21 protein-coding genes are annotated in these 15,519 nt (G+C 34.8%); 12 read left to right on the top strand and 9 right to left on the bottom strand.

From position 1 onward, the window contains the following. Positions 1-888 (top strand): double zinc ribbon domain-containing protein, encoded by an 888-nt coding sequence (locus ACKI2P_RS05335; protein ID WP_407375704.1) that lies wholly within the window; start codon positions 1-3, stop codon positions 886-888. 7 nt (positions 889-895) lie between these two features. Next, positions 896-1,876, top strand: a complete 981-nt coding sequence (locus ACKI2P_RS05330) for a zinc ribbon domain-containing protein (protein WP_407375702.1) — start codon at positions 896-898, stop codon at positions 1,874-1,876. Here ACKI2P_RS05330 and ACKI2P_RS05325 read toward each other — a convergent pair. Then, the gene (locus tag ACKI2P_RS05325) at positions 1,873-2,154 is read right to left on the bottom strand and encodes a transcriptional regulator (RefSeq protein ID WP_407375700.1); all 282 of its coding nucleotides are present in this window, start codon (positions 2,152-2,154) and stop codon (positions 1,873-1,875) included. The two genes, ACKI2P_RS05330 and ACKI2P_RS05325, sit on opposite strands and share 4 nt — an antisense overlap. A gap of 170 nt (positions 2,155-2,324) precedes the next feature. Here ACKI2P_RS05325 and ACKI2P_RS05320 point away from each other — a divergent pair, with 170 nt between their 5' ends. From ACKI2P_RS05320 to rrp42, 8 genes are all read left to right on the top strand, one after another. Next, entirely contained in the window at positions 2,325-2,951 is a 627-nt protein-coding gene (locus ACKI2P_RS05320; RefSeq protein WP_407375698.1) for a zinc ribbon domain-containing protein, read from the top strand. Between the two features lie 71 nt (positions 2,952-3,022). After that, the gene (gene rnp3, locus ACKI2P_RS05315; RefSeq protein ID WP_407375696.1) at positions 3,023-3,733 is read left to right on the top strand and encodes a ribonuclease P protein component 3; all 711 of its coding nucleotides are present in this window, start codon (positions 3,023-3,025) and stop codon (positions 3,731-3,733) included. Then, entirely contained in the window at positions 3,723-4,079 is a 357-nt protein-coding gene (locus ACKI2P_RS05310; RefSeq protein ID WP_407375694.1) for an Rpp14/Pop5 family protein, read from the top strand. The genes rnp3 and ACKI2P_RS05310 overlap by 11 nt, the downstream gene beginning before the upstream one ends. A 238-nt stretch (positions 4,080-4,317) precedes the next feature. Continuing rightward, the gene (gene psmA, locus ACKI2P_RS05305; protein WP_407375693.1) at positions 4,318-5,100 is read left to right on the top strand and encodes an archaeal proteasome endopeptidase complex subunit alpha; all 783 of its coding nucleotides are present in this window, start codon (positions 4,318-4,320) and stop codon (positions 5,098-5,100) included. A gap of 34 nt (positions 5,101-5,134) precedes the next feature. Further along, positions 5,135-5,836, top strand: coding sequence for a ribosome assembly factor SBDS (locus ACKI2P_RS05300; RefSeq protein WP_407375691.1), 702 nt, complete (start codon positions 5,135-5,137; stop codon positions 5,834-5,836). A 25-nt stretch (positions 5,837-5,861) separates the two neighbouring features. After that, the gene (gene rrp4 / locus ACKI2P_RS05295) at positions 5,862-6,776 is read left to right on the top strand and encodes an exosome complex RNA-binding protein Rrp4 (protein WP_407375689.1); all 915 of its coding nucleotides are present in this window, start codon (positions 5,862-5,864) and stop codon (positions 6,774-6,776) included. A gap of 34 nt (positions 6,777-6,810) precedes the next feature. Beyond that, the gene (gene rrp41, locus ACKI2P_RS05290; protein ID WP_407375687.1) at positions 6,811-7,506 is read left to right on the top strand and encodes an exosome complex exonuclease Rrp41; all 696 of its coding nucleotides are present in this window, start codon (positions 6,811-6,813) and stop codon (positions 7,504-7,506) included. 12 nt (positions 7,507-7,518) lie between these two features. Continuing rightward, positions 7,519-8,304: an exosome complex protein Rrp42 gene (gene rrp42, locus ACKI2P_RS05285; RefSeq protein ID WP_407375686.1), complete on the top strand. Its 786-nt coding sequence runs from the start codon at positions 7,519-7,521 to the stop codon at positions 8,302-8,304. Here rrp42 and ACKI2P_RS05280 read toward each other — a convergent pair. Genes ACKI2P_RS05280 through ACKI2P_RS05255 form a run of 6 tightly spaced genes read right to left on the bottom strand, consistent with a single transcriptional unit; the run spans position 8,301 to position 12,337 of the window. Continuing rightward, positions 8,301-8,924, bottom strand: coding sequence for a molybdenum cofactor guanylyltransferase (locus ACKI2P_RS05280; protein ID WP_407375685.1), 624 nt, complete (start codon positions 8,922-8,924; stop codon positions 8,301-8,303). The genes rrp42 and ACKI2P_RS05280 overlap by 4 nt on opposite strands. Before the next feature lie 17 nt (positions 8,925-8,941). Then, the gene (locus ACKI2P_RS05275; RefSeq protein WP_407375683.1) at positions 8,942-9,706 is read right to left on the bottom strand and encodes a hypothetical protein; all 765 of its coding nucleotides are present in this window, start codon (positions 9,704-9,706) and stop codon (positions 8,942-8,944) included. Between the two features lie 18 nt (positions 9,707-9,724). Further along, positions 9,725-10,288 carry a precorrin-6Y C5,15-methyltransferase (decarboxylating) subunit CbiT gene (cbiT, locus tag ACKI2P_RS05270; protein WP_407375681.1) on the bottom strand — a complete coding sequence of 188 codons (564 nt, stop codon included), beginning with the start codon at positions 10,286-10,288 and terminating at the stop codon, positions 9,725-9,727. Then, complete coding sequence (locus ACKI2P_RS05265; RefSeq protein WP_407375679.1) at positions 10,289-10,837, bottom strand: UbiX family flavin prenyltransferase; 549 nt, start codon at positions 10,835-10,837, stop codon at positions 10,289-10,291. It abuts the gene before it with no gap. Between the two features lie 8 nt (positions 10,838-10,845). After that, complete coding sequence (locus ACKI2P_RS05260; RefSeq protein WP_407375735.1) at positions 10,846-12,072, bottom strand: HD domain-containing protein; 1,227 nt, start codon at positions 12,070-12,072, stop codon at positions 10,846-10,848. A gap of 4 nt (positions 12,073-12,076) precedes the next feature. Next, the gene (locus ACKI2P_RS05255; RefSeq protein ID WP_407375678.1) at positions 12,077-12,337 is read right to left on the bottom strand and encodes a hypothetical protein; all 261 of its coding nucleotides are present in this window, start codon (positions 12,335-12,337) and stop codon (positions 12,077-12,079) included. 317 nt (positions 12,338-12,654) lie between these two features. Here ACKI2P_RS05255 and ACKI2P_RS05250 point away from each other — a divergent pair, with 317 nt between their 5' ends. Continuing rightward, positions 12,655-13,869 carry an ammonium transporter gene (locus ACKI2P_RS05250; RefSeq protein WP_407375676.1) on the top strand — a complete coding sequence of 405 codons (1,215 nt, stop codon included), beginning with the start codon at positions 12,655-12,657 and terminating at the stop codon, positions 13,867-13,869. A gap of 14 nt (positions 13,870-13,883) precedes the next feature. Next, on the top strand, positions 13,884-14,222 hold the full coding sequence (locus ACKI2P_RS05245; RefSeq protein ID WP_407375674.1) for a P-II family nitrogen regulator: 339 nt from the start codon (positions 13,884-13,886) through the stop codon (positions 14,220-14,222). Positions 14,223-14,264: 42 nt separating this feature from the next. On the opposite strand, the gene ACKI2P_RS05240 is transcribed toward ACKI2P_RS05245, so the two are convergent. Together ACKI2P_RS05240 and aroD are read right to left on the bottom strand one after the other, a co-directional pair. Next, positions 14,265-14,867 carry a S24 family peptidase gene (locus ACKI2P_RS05240; protein WP_407375672.1) on the bottom strand — a complete coding sequence of 201 codons (603 nt, stop codon included), beginning with the start codon at positions 14,865-14,867 and terminating at the stop codon, positions 14,265-14,267. A 4-nt stretch (positions 14,868-14,871) separates the two neighbouring features. Next, on the bottom strand, positions 14,872-15,519 hold a 648-nt coding region (gene aroD, locus ACKI2P_RS05235), incomplete at its 5' end, for a type I 3-dehydroquinate dehydratase (protein ID WP_407375670.1).

Below are 15,519 nucleotides of genomic sequence, written 5' to 3'. Positions count from 1 at the left end.
ATGGTTTTAGACAATTATTGTAGAAAATGCGGTCACAGAATACTTCCAAATGAACCTTATTGTCCAGGTTGCGGTTCAAAAACAGGATTCATTGTAAATGGTGAAAATCAGGTATTCGATATTCCAATTCATTCAATCGGATTTTTTGATTTGGATATAGACTTTTCACCATACATCAAATCAAACAGGAATGATTTTAAATATGAAATATGCTCCTGCGGTTATTTAAACGAGGTCAATAATGAATTTTGTTACATGTGCGGAACAAAAAGAACCCCTTCCAAATTAGGTAAATTCCTAAAGAATAAATCAAAACCGGAATTTTCAATGGACAACATATTATGTGAATGCGGAGCCATCAACTCCAGAGAAAATGCTTTTTGTGAAATGTGCGGAAAGCAATTGAAGGTTTCACAACATCAAACTTATGAAAACTACAGCAATTTTAATTTGGAATTTGAAAACCCAATATTCTGTTTTTGCGGAGAGGAAAATGAGCAGTTCGCGCAGTTTTGTAGAAATTGCGGAAGGCCTCTAATAAATTATGGGAAAACAAATGACATTTATATCCTGTGCACATGTTCGACAATCAATGATGCCACTGCAGACTATTGCACCGAATGCGGTCAGAACCTCAACAATGAAAATACAGTCGTTGTTTGCATATGTGGGCATAAGAATCCGAAGGGATCTAAATTTTGCCAGCATTGTGACAGGCCGTTGAATCCCCAAAAATCCATAAAAACCAGAATTATATGTTCATGTGGAGAGATATTGGATTGGGATTCGGAATATTGTCATAATTGTGGAAAAAACATAAAAATGGCTTTTATGCGAAAGAATTCCATAAATAATACTGTCAAATCTATTAAAGACATGTTTAGGTAGTGATTAATTGATTAATTGTGACTTGTGCGGAACATTAAATTTCAAGGAGAACAATTATTGCACTCATTGTGGCAATAAACTGGTAATGGAACATGTCTGTCCGTATTGCGGAGAAGTTAATCTGGATTATGCAACACATTGCATAAAGTGTAAAAAGCAGATCAATCCTATTGAAATCAACGATTTCGATACATTGTTCAGCCAGTATAACGAAGATTTGCTGTCCAATGCTGAAATAAGTGATGTGGAATATAACAAGTTATTAAAAAACATATTTTTACGTGCAGATTATATTGAAGTTTACGGAAACACCACAAAAAATAAAATTTTAAGTTTAGCAAGTGTTTTTACCGAATGCAGACCAAAGGCCAGAGGCTATGAGAGGGGATTCATATTCCTCGGAAACGGAATATATTATGATGATCGCCTTGTGGATGCTGTTCAGATTTCCACAATCATACATGAATTGGCACATTATCTGTTGTTCAGCATTATTGAAAACCTTCTGTGCGATATTTTTTCAGTCAGACCATCCACTACACTTCAGAGTTTCATTTGGTATTTTTTAACTCTTCCTGAATTTAAAATCATGAATGAATATTGTGCACATACCGTTGAAGGCCGTTTTGTTCCCTACGGTTATCAAAACTATGGTTCCTTTAATTTATTGATTAAACAGATGGGACTGGATGATGAATCGGTTAAGGGCATGGTAATTTTCGGAAATTCCTTTGCAAATGAAATAATTACATATCTGGAAAAGTATATTGACGGTAATTTAAGAGATGAAATAAAACTTCAATACAGAAAAGACTCAGTTGCTCCGTCATATGAAGAAATCTTGACTGAAACTAATGACAGTCTGCCATTATCATTAAAAAATAGAACATTGTTGCAGGTTTTATTGGATATTTTTAAAGAAGCATCTCAGGAAACTATTATTCGTGAAGAATTAGAGAGAATAAAAGAAGGGATTGAACAAAATTAATCCTCTTTTGAATTAATTTCATTTAATACTTCTTTACCTGTATCGGTCAAGCGGTATAATCTGCCTTTACGGGCTTCTTCATTAATACATTCGACTATATCTTTACTTTTTAATTCACTTAGAACTTTTGAAATGTGATTAGTTCTAATTCCACTGTCTTTAGCAATGTGAGTTGGAATCTTAACTTCATCCCCAATAGATTTTAATGTTTTTTCTCTGTACTTAGAAATCTGAACATAAGAAGTTAACTTCAAAAGCTCATCATATTCGTTGGACATGATTAGTATTATATAGTTAATACTATAAAATATTTTATAACATCATTGTAGTTTATTACAACTAGATTAATAACTGTTTAAATAATTTGGGTACGTTTCTAGTCAAATAGGTATGTTATTATATATCTTGTGTCCAAAATATTAATTACAGTTTAATTTTTGTGAGTTTTATGAAATGTGAAAAATGCGGTTTTGAAAATAAAAAATCAGCTAAGTTTTGTGCAAGTTGCGGTACTCCGATGGAATCTGCTCCTGCTGGTGGGGATTCAGGGACAAGCAATTCCAAATATATTATAATAGCTTTAGTTATTGTAATCATAATGCTTGTAGCTGTAATGGGTTATTTTGCGGGGTCTATGAATTCAAACAATGTTCAAACAGCAAGTGATGTTGTTGAAAATTCATCTTCCAAAAATGTTGAATCCTCCGCCGATGAAGGTAGTGGCCAAACTCATGCTGTATCTTCTTCACAATCCAAAACAACAACTGTTGAGGAGTCAAAATCATGGGTATCCATAGGCAGTTATTCGGGTTCAGGTTCAGGTTCACAAAGCATTTCCGTACCTTCAGGTAAGATAATGGTAAAGCTTTCTGCATATCCTATTAAAAATTATGCTACAAACCATCTCTATGTAACCGGACCTAATGGGGAGTCCGGTGGCGTGGATTGGGGTTCACATAGTGACGTTGAGACCAGATCAGACTCATTCACATGTACATTATCCTCATCCGAGACATTCACTATTGATTATTATGAAACTGTTAGCTGGGAAGTTGAATTCTTTAGATATCAATAAGTGATTTTACAATCACTTTTTTTATTTTTTTTTAACAAAATTTTAATATAAATAAAATGTAAAATACTACTATGTTTTTTGATTTGAATATTGTGGGAAACGGCTTGGAAAAAAATCATGCTTTGGCCGTTGAGGCTTCCAAATATGGATGGGAACATATTAATTTTTCATATAATCAAAATGACTTTAAGGATGCATTAAAGTTCAAGGACGAACTCTCTGAAGTGATAGGCAACATAATAGATTTTGATTATACTTTGGAGATTGAATCAAACAATGTTTCCGAAATCAGAAAATTCACCCGTAAATTTAGAAAAAAATCACTATGCATTTCCGTAATCGGTGGGGATTTGAAGGTCAACAGGGCAGTTTTGGAAAATGTTCAGATTGATGTTTTGTCAAGACCGTATCTGAAAAGATTCGATGGAGGTCTTAATCATGTTTTGGCAAAGGAAGCTGTAAGAAATAACGTTGCAGTGGAACTGTGCTTTAAGGATGTTTTGAGAAGCTACCTCTCCCATAGGTCAAAGGTCATCTCCAATTTTAAGGATATCTATACTCTGTACAGGAAATTTGACTTTCCTTTGATTTTATCATCCCGTGCAGAAAGCGTTTTTGATATCAGATCAACTCATGATTTTGTGGCGTTTTTCGCTCAGACAGGATTGAGCGGAGCGGAAATCAACAAATCATTTAAAACTGCAGGTAATATCTTAGAATTTAATAAAGAACGTAAAAATTTCATTTTTAATGGTGTCAGGAGGGTTTTGGATGAAGCTTAAGGTCTTGCCACCTACTTTAAGGAAAAACAACAGATATCTTACAGTTGAGATAAAATCATTCTCTCCAATTTCAAAAGATGATTTGGTTACAATCGTATGGGACGGTTGTGTTCGTCTTCAGGGGGAACTTAACACTTCTAATTTTAACTTATGGGTTATGAAATTCTATGAAATGGATAAAACTCATGAGTATTTTGAATATACTGCCATTGTGAGATGTCAAAGGGGTTTTGTTGATGAGGTAAGATCAGCTTTGGCTTTGGTGAACATGTATAAAAACAACCGTATTGCAATCACCACAATCGGATTGTCCGGAACTATCAAGGCTTCACGGAAATATATTTAATTACTTTTTGTTAGTTTAAAATAGAAACATTTATAAATAATATATTTATATAAATAACAAATGGATTTATGGAAAAAGAATAAACAAATATTTTAATAGACTACAATGTAGCGATTAAAATTAAAATTTGCCTTTTCATGGAGATTTGGTTTTGATTTTTAAATTATGTTTTTAAAGTAGTTGAATTAAAATTTTAAAATTTATTTAAAAAATATTTTATAAATGTGAGGTATTATAAATGCAACCTTTACAAAATGCTGGATATGACAGGGCTATTACTGTATTTAGCCCAGATGGAAGACTTTTCCAAGTAGAATATGCAAGAGAAGCTGTAAAAAGAGGAACTACATCTATCGGTGTAAAAAGTTCTGAAGGAATTATTTTAGCTGTTGACAAAAGGACAACTTCTAGTTTGGTTGAAGCGTCATCTATAGAAAAGATATTTAAAATAGATGAACATATCGGAGCAGCCACTTCCGGTCTTGTTGCAGATGCAAGGGCGTTGGTTGAAAGGGCTAGAGTGGAAGCACAAATCAACAAAATAACCTACAGTGAACCTATTAGGGTTGACAGCTTATCTAAAAAACTATGTGATATGTTACAGCTATACACCCAAAACGGTGGAGTAAGGCCATTCGGTTCCGCTTTAATCATTGGTGGAGTATATGACGGAAAATGCAAATTGTTCGAAACCGATCCAAGCGGTGCATTGATTGAATATAAGGCTACTGCTATCGGTTCAGGCAGAGCTGCTGCTATGGATATTTTTGAAGAAAAATACAGTGATGACATTACATTGGAAGGAGCTATTGAATTGGCTTTAACTGCAATCAATGATGCAACAGACCATGACACTACTTCAAATAATGTTGAAATAGCTGTAATCAGATGTGATGATGGAAAATATGTCAAACTTTCTCATGAAGAAGTACAGGAATATATCGATAAAGTGCTTGTAGAGGAGGAAGAAGAAGACGTTGAGGAATCTGTTGAAGAAGATTCTGAAGAAAATGAAGAATAATTTTATTTAATTTTTTTAGTTGGGAGATGTTTCAATGGTCAATGTTGATGAAGCTATTATTGCTAAATACGAATATTGCGGTGAACATTTTGAAATATTGGTTGACCCTGATTTGGCAGCTGATTATAGAAATCCTGATGGCCCTGATGTTGCCATTGAAGATCTTTTAGCTGTTGAAGAAATTTTTAAAGACTCCAAAAAAGGGGATAAAGCTTCTGATGAAGCTATGAATAAAATTTTTGAAACCACTGATCCTATTGAAGTTTCTAAGATAATACTAGAAAAAGGAACAGTTCAATTGACTGCTGATCAAAAAAGAAAAATGCAAGAGGATAAAAGAAAGTTAGTTATCAATAAGATTGCTAAAGAAGCTATAAATCCTCAAAATGGTCTTCCACATCCCGTTCAAAGAATTGAAAATGCATGTGATGAGGCCCGTGTTAAATTTGATCCATTTACTTCTGTTGACCAACAAGTTCAAACAGCTTTAAAAGCCATTAAGCCACTTATTCCTATCAAATTCGAAAAGGTCAAAGTAGCTGTTAGACTTCCAGGTTCTGCAGCAGGCAGTGCTTATTCTGTAATTCATGGTTTCGGTGAAATAATTAATGAAGAATGGCAACAAGACGGCTCCTGGATTGGCATAATAGAAATGCCTGGAGGTCTTCAAGATAAATTTGCTGCTAAAATGGCTGAAATCTCAGGTGGAGATGCAGAAACTAGAACTATTAAATAACAATTAAAATGCTTATGGGATTATTATGATATATGTGGAAAATAAAGATTTAGTTATTCCTGGTCAGGTATTGGCTGACGATGAATACTATTCAGGAAGAGGTACCTTTAAAGAAAATGGTAAAGTCTGCTCTTCTTTAATAGGACTTGTTTCTTTAAGGAATAAAAAAATTAGAGTTATTCCTCTAAAAAGCAAATACGTTCCTAAAAAAGGAGATGTTGTAATAGGTAAGATTAATGATGTAAGATTCTCAATGTGGGATGTTGACATTAATTCACCTTATTCCGGAATTTTACCTGCTTTTGAAGTGTTTGGTCGTGAGAAAAAAGAGCTCAACAAAGTTTATGATGTTGGCGATGTTCTATTTTTAAGAGTTGTCGATGTTGATGAAATCAAAAAGGCAAAACTCGGTTTAAAAGGAAGAGGAATGGGCAAATTCAAAGGAGGAATTATTGTAGATATTGCTCCAACCAAAGTTCCAAGACTGATTGGTAAAAAAGGTTCTATGATTAACATGATTAAGGATAAGACCAATTGTAAAATTGTCGTTGGTCAAAACGGTCTCGTTTGGGTAAAAGGAGACGAAGACATGGAACAGCTTACCAAAAACATTATTCATTTAATTGAAGCTGAGGCTCATACTTCTGGTTTAACAAATAAAATCAAAAACAAATTATACTTAGCTATTGATGGTGAATTGCCACCTGAAGAAGAAGTTGAAGAGCAAGAAGAGGAATTTGTTTTAGAAAAACCTAAACTTCAGAATTTTAAAGAAGAATTAGAACAAGAAGAAAGAGAAGCTGAAGAAAATAAAGAAAAAGAAGATAAGCCAAATATTGCTGAAGTTATTGAAGAATTAAAAAAGAAAAATAAATCCAAAGATAATTCATTATCTTTAAGTGATAACTCAAATAATTCTTTTATTTTGAATAATAAATAATGATTATTTATTCTTCGTTTTATGAGAGGTAGATATGATGTCAGAAATGATAAGACAAGACGGTAGGAAATTTGATGAATTAAGACCTATCAAAATTGAAGCAGGAGTTCTTGAACGTGCAGACGGTTCTGCTTACTTGGAAGTTGGAGGAAATAAAATTTTAGTAGCTGTATATGGTCCTAGAGAATCATACATTAGAAGATTGCTCGAACCTAATACCGGAGTAATCAGATGCAGATATAACATGGCACCATTTTCAGTGGATGACAGAAAAAGACCTGGTCCAGACAGAAGATCATCTGAAATTTCTAAAATCACAGCAGATGCTTTAAGACCAGCATTGATGTTGGAAAATTATCCACGTTCAATGATTGATATTTACATAGAAGTAATTGAAGCTGAAGGAGGAACTCGTTGTGCCGGAATCACAGCAGCTTCCGTTGCTTTGGTTGATGCAGGAGTACCTATGAAAGATATAGTAGTAGGATGTGCTGCAGGTAAAGTCAATGACGAAATTGTACTTGACTTGTCCGAATATGAAGATAAAGAAGGTCAAGCTGATGTTCCTATAGCTATGATGCCTAGAACTGGTGAAATCACATTACTGCAAAGTGACGGTGATTTAACTGAAGAAGAATTTGCAAAAGCCATTGATTTAGCTATGGAAGGATGTCGCAAAGTAAATGAAATTCAAAAAGAAGCCTTAATGAAAAGGTATTCTACAGAATAGTGGGTGGAAAATATGGATATCGTACCGGAAATTACAAGACAAAGTATAACTAACCTTGTCAAAAATGATAAAAGAGAAGATGGCAGACAATTAACAGAATATAGGGATATTTCTATTGAAACTGATGTCATTTCCAAAGCTGAAGGTTCTGCTCGTGTGAAATTAGGAGGAACCCAAGTAATTGTAGGTATCAAACCACAAATTGGAAGCCCATTCCCAGACACTCCTGATTTAGGAGTTCTAATGACCAATTGTGAAATGTTACCAATGGCTGACCCTACATTTGAACCAGGGCCACCTAGTGAAGATTCAATCGAACTTGCACGTGTAGTTGACAGAGGTATTCGTGAAAGTGAATTAGTGGAATTGGATAAATTATGTGTTGAAGAAGGAAAACACGTTTGGATGCTTTTCATTGATTTACACATCATAGACAACTGCGGAAACCTGTTTGATGCATGTGAATTAGCTGTCATGGCTGCACTTAAATCTACTAAATTGCCTGTTGCAACCGTAGTAGATGATGATGTAGTTTTAAGTGAAGATGAAACTTTTGATTTACCAATAAACAATGAACTTGCTTTATGTACATTTGTTAAAATTGGTGACAAGATGGTTATTGACCCAACATTGGAAGAAGAAAGAGTTGCTAACGCTCGTCTGAATGTTGGTGTTACAAAAGACGGCCACATTTGCTCAATGCAAAAAGGTGGTAAACAACCATTAACAAAAGATGATATTCTCTACTGTGTAAATACTGCAGTAGGAAAAGTAAAAGAGTTAATAGAATATCTTTAAATGTCTGAAGGACGATTAAGATTTCTAAATTCTTTTTTTTCTATTTTTTTATTATCAATCAAAACAAATTTTGTATCTATTTTTTCTATCAGTCCCTTGATGTGCAAAATGTCTTCACCGATCAGATCGTCAATAATTCCCACGACATTTTTATTGTACACTGAATGCAGCGGTTCTGAGGTTTTAATCTTGTTTTCTGCATCATGGTAAGGAACGATGGCCTGATAACTTTTTTCAATTTCATTAAAAATAGTTTCAATATAATTTTGTGTAACATATGGGCTGTCACAGGGAAGAACAAGTGCATAATCTCCTGTAATGTTGGACAATCCTGTCATTATTCCAGGAAGAGGGCCCTTATTTTTGATTTTATCTTCAACAAAGGTGAGGCTGTAGGTATAATCTTCGGGATTTATGAATTCACTGTATTTTTCAATTCTTTCTTTATTATTTAAAACAATTATAGCTTCGTTTATCTGGTGGTTTAGTGTAGAAAGGATATGTTTTATCATAGGAGTTCCATGAACAATCATTGAACCTTTGTCACGCCCCATTCTACTACTTTTACCTCCACATAAAATTATGCAAGATTTAATATTTTCACTTTTTCCATTACTCATATTAAATCCCCCATAACCTATTCGTTAACATATACGCTTGCAGTTTCATCAAACGGATTAGTACGGATAATCAATGCAATCATGTAAGGGTAGTGCTTGTTCAGGTATCTTAAATAGTAAACCCATTCATGAACCAGTTTATTGTAAACCCTTTGCATATCTCCGTTAAGGTGTCCGAAATCGGCATCTGAAACCAGGGCGAAATCCTTTCTGTGTTCCAGTTCTTCATCCAAGTGAAGAATGGCATTTATCAAGCCTGTGAATTCTTCTTTTTCAAGTAAATTCGGATTGTTTATCAAATTGATGATAAATTCTCTTTTACTTGATAAAAGAACCCTTAAGTTTTCTAAAAATTCTTCTCTGTCTTCTGCTGCAATGTCCATTGCTGAAAAATCAATTGTAGTGGTTTTAAGTTCATTCAATTTCTTTTCGTAGTCTTCATCTGTCCAGTTTTTAATTGATTTTAAATTTTCAGTATTGGCTTTATATTTATTAACGCTGCTTAATTGACTGATTAAATCGTTTCCGATTTCAGAAAAGAATGTGCTCATAAGCATGTCAAGTTTTTCAAGCATTGCCTCTTTTTCTTTTCTTTCAATAATTTCATCCAATAGGAATGCAACAATAAGTATATCTACAGGAATGAAACCTAAATGAGTCCAAATGTATGATATAATATGTTCCGCATCTCCCAATACGAGATAATTGGATCCATAGATGACAATTATCAAAATGACCATTAATATTGAAAATTTTGCTTTCCAACTTAATCGTTTACTCATTTTTTTAATCTCCAATTTTTATCTTTTTTTAGCTGAGATGATGGCTATTGGGTTTTCGCTCATCATCAATATTCCACGGTCCAGGATTCTGCCGTTTGAAACGTTGACTTCCATAAGTTTGGGATTATATCCCAAATCCTTAAGTTTATTCACGGCTTCCACTTTTGTGTCCACAAGGATTGCTGTAATCAGTATTCTTCCTTTGGAATTCAATTTTTCATCAACAATCTCGAGGATATTTTCAAGTTGACGGCCGCTGCCTCCCACGACTGCAATGTCAATATCGTCTATGTCATTGAGGGCATTTGCTCCGTCATCGTTTATGAGTGTGACATTGTCTCCAAGTCCGAATTTTTCAAGATTTCTTCGGGTTACTTCAATCGCTTCTGGATTTGTATCGATGGATATTACTTCTCGGGCTCTCTGTGAAAATTCACAGGTCAGCCCTCCGGTTCCGCATCCGCAGTCAACAACTTTATCTGCATCTGTCACTTCGGATTTGTATAGTAATATTGCTCTTATGGCCTCTTTAGTAGGTCCTGGAACGTCACAGGATTTAATGAAATCCCTATCTTCTAACATTTACTCCCACCTTTTAAATAAATTGTTTTCAATTTTTAATGAGTCTAGAATCTTTCCAACAATAAAATTGATTTGGTCATCAACAGTATCATGTGTCGAATAAAATCCTGGCATGGCAGGTAAGATTATAGCTCCTTCTTGTGATAATGTTAGCATGTTCTGTAAATGAATGCTTCTCAGTGGAGTTTCACGGGGAACAATTACGGTAGGTCTTCTTTCTTTGAGACTCACATCTGCAACTCTTGTAATTGTATTGGCTCCGTATCCATTGGCTATTGATGACAATGTTTTCATTGAACACGGTACAATGGCCAATGCATCGGCTTTAAATGATCCACTGTTTATGGAAGCGGTAAGGTCATTGAAATCATAGTAAGTATCTGCAAGGCTTATTACCTCTTCTGCACTATAATCGGTTTCTGATTTGATAACGGTTTTGGCGGCGTCGCTTATAATTAGGCTGTTTTCAATACCTAATTCCTTCAACACTTCGAGTAATCTTATTCCATATATTACTCCGCTGGCGCCTGTTATTGCTACAACAATCATATTATCTCCTAAAATAGTTTAATTTGGTCATAGTGAATGCCATGGAATTTTTCTCTATCAATTTCAGGCAAATCAAGGTAATTTTCTAGTTTAAATTTTTCAAATTTGCTTTTCTCTTCTTGAGGAACATAAACGCTGATGTCAGGGATATTGAACCTGGCTTTGCTCAATGCACCTATGATATTTGAAATTTCAGTTAGAGGATACAGTTTATCGTCCACATTGACTTGAGTTTTCATTTCATCAAAGCGAGGGTATTCTGCAATGTTGATGTAGACGTAATCCTTGTCAATATTGTAGTCTTCACCAATTTCCTCTTCAGCCTTTCTAAGTGCGCTTTGCTCGATTTTATACATTTTTTCAGGATATTTGAAGTTATCGAGTCTGATTGTCTTTACCCTTTTCATGATGATTCTGTTGTCAAGTCTGGACATGATGTCATTTACGAATGGATTTTCGCAGCGTCTGAACATTGAAATGATGTCTGTATCGTCATATTTGTAGATTTCATTTTCCTTGATGATATCTTCATCTATGACTCTTTTCAGGGCACGTCTGAACATTGAATTGACGATTCTAGTTGTGTGGTGCTGATATACACTCGGATACATGAAATATCTTGATACCAATGCTCCTTCTGCGGCCTGAACGCCTTTGATATCCAATATCAATCCGTCGTCAAGTTTCAGATTTGATATGATTCTTTCATAATCAATAACACCGTAGGCGACTCCTGTATTGTGTGAGTCCCTTAAAAGGTAATCCATTCTGTCCACGTCAAGTTCACCTGAAACGATTGGTCCAAGGTAACCTTTTCCGGTTACTATGTCAACTATTTCATTAACGTCAAATTTCTCCTCAAGCAAATCTCTCATGGAGGTCTTTGTAACGACATATTTGGTGAATTCTTCATGAGGGACTGACAAAACACCTTCAGACACATGTGAAAACGGACCGTGACCCACGTCATGCAGAAGAGCGGATGCCCGTATCAGTTCGATATCATCATCTGCCAAATCGAGTTCTGTAGCTAATTTGGATCCAAGATACATGGTTCCGACAGAATGTTCAAATCTGGTGTGAGTTGCGCCTGGATAAATTAGGTTGATTAGACCTAACTGCTTGATTCTTCTTAAACGTTGGAATTGCGGCATGTCCATAATTCTTTCTTCGAATTTGTTTAAGCTAATATCTCCATAGACACTGTCTCTGATAAATTTTTTCTTCTCAGCCATGTTATCAATCATCCCAAAGGTCGCCATCAGTAAGGTTTTCAATCCATGTATCGTTTTTGTCGTCTATATCTCTATTATGTATCGTATCGTTTGTATCTGTAGTGTTATTTGCGGTTATATTTGTTTTAACCGGTTCTATAATGGTCGGAACTTCATCAATGTAATTAGGTTCAAAGGAATCATTTTCAATTGAACTTAATTTATATGAGTCATTATCTTCAGTAATTGTTAAACTGGCAAATGCGCTGCTTATAACAAATGCCATAACGGCAATTATTAAAAATATTAACAAATTTGCTTTTATAGACCCTTTCATAATAACACTATTATTTATTTGTTTTAAAAATTTAAACTATACTATTATTAATTTTTTAAAAAGATAATATTTAATATTTTCTTAAAAAATTGATTTTTAATCTTAATTTGGCCAACATTTTTTTAGATGGTTATACATTTGATTTTTGGTTTTCCAAAATATTTATATATGATAATGATTAATCATTATATATCGGAAGTATACTTCCGACAATAATTGCCGACGTGCAATAATTTTTATTTAATAATTATTTAGAGAATGATAAAATGGATATGTTTAGTGCTGGTGACACTGCTTGGATACTTGTTTGTACTTTATTAGTGCTTTTAATGAGTATTCCGGCAGTAGCATTTTTTTATGGAGGATTAAGTAAACGTAAAAATGTTTTAAATACAATTTTTTTAAGTTTTATAGCATTTTCAATAATCAGTGTAATTTGGGTAATATTCGGTTACCAGTTTGCATTTGGAAATGATATAAATGGATTAATAGGAGCACCAACCAACTTCTTCCTGCAGGGGATTGGATTGGATGATTTAAACGGTACAATTCCAACATTGCTTTTTGTAATGTTTCAATGTGCCTTTGCAGGTTTGACCTGTGCAATTCTATCAGGAGCTTTAGTTGGAAGGATGAAAACAAAAGCATGGATAATCTTTGTTCCTCTTTGGGCTTGCCTGGTATATGTTCCTGTCGCCCATTGGGTATGGGGCGGAGGATGGCTCATGCAGATGGGTGCACTTGACTTCGCAGGCGGTGCAGTAGTTCACATCAACTCAGGTATTTCTGCTTTGGCTGTTGCATTGGTACTGGGAAAAAGGAAAGACACTTCACTTATTCCACACAACCTGGGATATGCAGTACTGGGTGCTGCACTCTTATGGTTTGGATGGATGGGATTCAACGGAGGATCAGGCCTTGCAGCTGACGGACTTGCTGCAAATGCAATCATAGTTTCAAATGTTGCTGCTGCAACAGGGTTGATCATGTGGACAATTATCGATACATATGTGGTTGGAAAACCGACTGTTCTTGGTGCAATTTCCGGTGCAGTAGCAGGACTTGTAGGAATTACTCCTGCTGCAGGTTTTGTCGATGTTTTCGGTGCACTGGCTATAGGTGCAGTGGCTCCGATTATATCATACTTTGCAATTTACTACCTCAAACCTAAACTTGGATATGATGATGCTTTGGATGTATGGGGCATACACGGTATGTCCGGTGTATGGGGAGCAATTGCAACAGGAATATTTGCTGTTCCTTCAATAGGGGGCGTGGCAGGATTGATTTACGGAAATCCGAATCAGGTGGTAATACAAATTATAAGTGTAATTGCTACTATAGTATATTCATTTGTAATAAGTTATATACTTGCCAAAGTAATAGATAAAGCTGTAGGTGGTATAAGAGTAGAAGAAAGTGAAGAGATTGGAGGACTTGACAGTAATCTTCACAAGGAATCTGCATATAATCTTAACTGATGGAGGTGATTATAATGAAGAGTGTTGTTGCCATTATAAGACAGGAAAAATTTGAAGATGTTAAAACAGCCCTTATGGAAGTTGGATGCGAAGGTATGAACGTGACTGAGGTTAAAGGAAGAGGAAGCCAACAGGGAATAAGGGAATCCTACAGGGGATCCAGTTATTGTATTGATTTGATTCCTAAAACACGTGTTGAAATAGTTGTAAAAGATGAAGGTGTTGACCTGATTGTTGATGCAATTAAAAAAGGAGCACACACCGGAAATATTGGGGATGGTAAAATATTCATCTATCCGATTGACAATGTAATCAGAATCAGAACCGGTGAGGAAGGTGATGAAGCAGTATAGTTTTTATTTTATTGGGGAAATATCAATATTTCCCTATCCCTTTTAATATTTTATTACCACGCCATTAATATCTGAAATGTCTACCCATGTTCTAATTCCCTGAATTTCAAATAGGTTGCCGTTTATGTATTCATAGGAAATTTCCTTGTTGTCGCTTATCAGATACACTGAATCTCCTTGAATATCACCAACCCTTTTGATGATTCCGCCATATTCATCTGAATCTGCAACAACAATGTCGCCAACATGTACATTATGAGTTTTATTGAATATTACTGTTTGACCATCCTGCAAGGTAGGAAGCATTGATGTTCCATCAACATAAACCATAACTGGAATCTGATTTTTACCGATACTTGAATCCAGATTCACCTCAACATCATCAAGACCATAATCAATGCAGAGTGTGCTTATTTTATTTTTCAAATCAGTTACATCTGATGTTGTATCGTTCATCACATCAATGGTATAATCACAAATTTCCCTGTTCAAAGCCTTTGTATCGATATTTGAAAGGGTGTGAGTAGTGACGCTGACATTCTCACCGTCAATATAAATGTCTACTGAATCATTATTAAAAAAAGTAAATGCAATAAAAACAATCAGGATGAGGATAAAAAATGCTAAAATAGCTTTTTTAAACATAGTATCATTCATCCAGAATATTCAAATCCATATTCAATAGGGCTTTCATTGTTTCGATATCAATCTGGCCGGGTGCTGTCACGTCGGTTCCGGCAGCAAATGTAATCGGTGAATCGAATTTGGATGCCATCACTCGTGTGTAGCTTCCTAAATCACCCATTGAAATTGCGATGGTATCTTTGCAATGTGAAAGGACAGCCAATATTGTTAATGTGTCTTCCAAATCCTGAGGCATGAATGCGACTTTGGCAATATCTCCCAATTCCTGTTCTTTTTCAACGATATATGTAATTTCGTTTAAATCGGGAGTCTTTTCAAAATCGTGATAAGAAACAATAGTTGTAACTCCAGTATCGTGAATTTTATGGATGTATTCATCATTGCTTTGAAGCTCAATATCCACATAGTCAACCAAATCGCAGCATTCATATAAAATGTTGAATCTTTCTTCTTCAGTTCCTTTAAAAGATCCTCCTTCGGAACTGATTCTGTTGGTAGCAATCATAGGGAAATTGATTTCCTCAATTGTATTTTTGATTTCGGAAATTTCAGGATTTTTTAAAGCATCTATCCTAAATTCCAACACGTCTGCTCCTTTATCAATACAATCTTTAGCTACTTCAATGACATCTTCGCAATTTTGTTGAAATAT

Origin of the sequence: Methanobrevibacter sp. (genome assembly GCF_045541095.1) — an archaeon.
Lineage (GTDB): Archaea > Methanobacteriota > Methanobacteria > Methanobacteriales > Methanobacteriaceae > Methanocatella.
This window is presented reverse-complemented; position numbering and strand designations above follow the sequence as displayed.

Excerpts from the sequence above, each read along its gene's own strand:
- rrp42 (WP_407375686.1), top strand. The coding sequence starts at position 7,519 with ATGGATATCGTACCGGAAATTACAAGACAAAGTATAACTAACCTTGTC.
- ACKI2P_RS05280 (WP_407375685.1), bottom strand. The coding sequence starts at position 8,924 with ATGAGTAATGGAAAAAGTGAAAATATTAAATCTTGCATAATTTTATGT.
- psmA (WP_407375693.1), top strand. The coding sequence starts at position 4,318 with ATGCAACCTTTACAAAATGCTGGATATGACAGGGCTATTACTGTATTT.
- ACKI2P_RS05300 (WP_407375691.1), top strand. The coding sequence starts at position 5,135 with ATGGTCAATGTTGATGAAGCTATTATTGCTAAATACGAATATTGCGGT.
- rrp41 (WP_407375687.1), top strand. The coding sequence starts at position 6,811 with ATGATGTCAGAAATGATAAGACAAGACGGTAGGAAATTTGATGAATTA.
- rnp3 (WP_407375696.1), top strand. The coding sequence starts at position 3,023 with ATGTTTTTTGATTTGAATATTGTGGGAAACGGCTTGGAAAAAAATCAT.
- ACKI2P_RS05250 (WP_407375676.1), top strand. The coding sequence starts at position 12,655 with ATGGATATGTTTAGTGCTGGTGACACTGCTTGGATACTTGTTTGTACT.
- cbiT (WP_407375681.1), bottom strand. The coding sequence starts at position 10,288 with ATGTTAGAAGATAGGGATTTCATTAAATCCTGTGACGTTCCAGGACCT.
- ACKI2P_RS05260 (WP_407375735.1), bottom strand. The coding sequence starts at position 12,072 with ATGGCTGAGAAGAAAAAATTTATCAGAGACAGTGTCTATGGAGATATT.
- ACKI2P_RS05265 (WP_407375679.1), bottom strand. The coding sequence starts at position 10,837 with ATGATTGTTGTAGCAATAACAGGCGCCAGCGGAGTAATATATGGAATA.
- ACKI2P_RS05240 (WP_407375672.1), bottom strand. The coding sequence starts at position 14,867 with ATGTTTAAAAAAGCTATTTTAGCATTTTTTATCCTCATCCTGATTGTT.
- ACKI2P_RS05255 (WP_407375678.1), bottom strand. The coding sequence starts at position 12,337 with ATGGCATTTGTTATAAGCAGCGCATTTGCCAGTTTAACAATTACTGAA.
- ACKI2P_RS05245 (WP_407375674.1), top strand. The coding sequence starts at position 13,884 with ATGAAGAGTGTTGTTGCCATTATAAGACAGGAAAAATTTGAAGATGTT.
- ACKI2P_RS05275 (WP_407375683.1), bottom strand. The coding sequence starts at position 9,706 with ATGAGTAAACGATTAAGTTGGAAAGCAAAATTTTCAATATTAATGGTC.
- rrp4 (WP_407375689.1), top strand. The coding sequence starts at position 5,862 with ATGATATATGTGGAAAATAAAGATTTAGTTATTCCTGGTCAGGTATTG.
- ACKI2P_RS05310 (WP_407375694.1), top strand. The coding sequence starts at position 3,723 with ATGAAGCTTAAGGTCTTGCCACCTACTTTAAGGAAAAACAACAGATAT.
- ACKI2P_RS05320 (WP_407375698.1), top strand. The coding sequence starts at position 2,325 with ATGAAATGTGAAAAATGCGGTTTTGAAAATAAAAAATCAGCTAAGTTT.
- ACKI2P_RS05335 (WP_407375704.1), top strand. The coding sequence starts at position 1 with ATGGTTTTAGACAATTATTGTAGAAAATGCGGTCACAGAATACTTCCA.
- ACKI2P_RS05325 (WP_407375700.1), bottom strand. The coding sequence starts at position 2,154 with ATGTCCAACGAATATGATGAGCTTTTGAAGTTAACTTCTTATGTTCAG.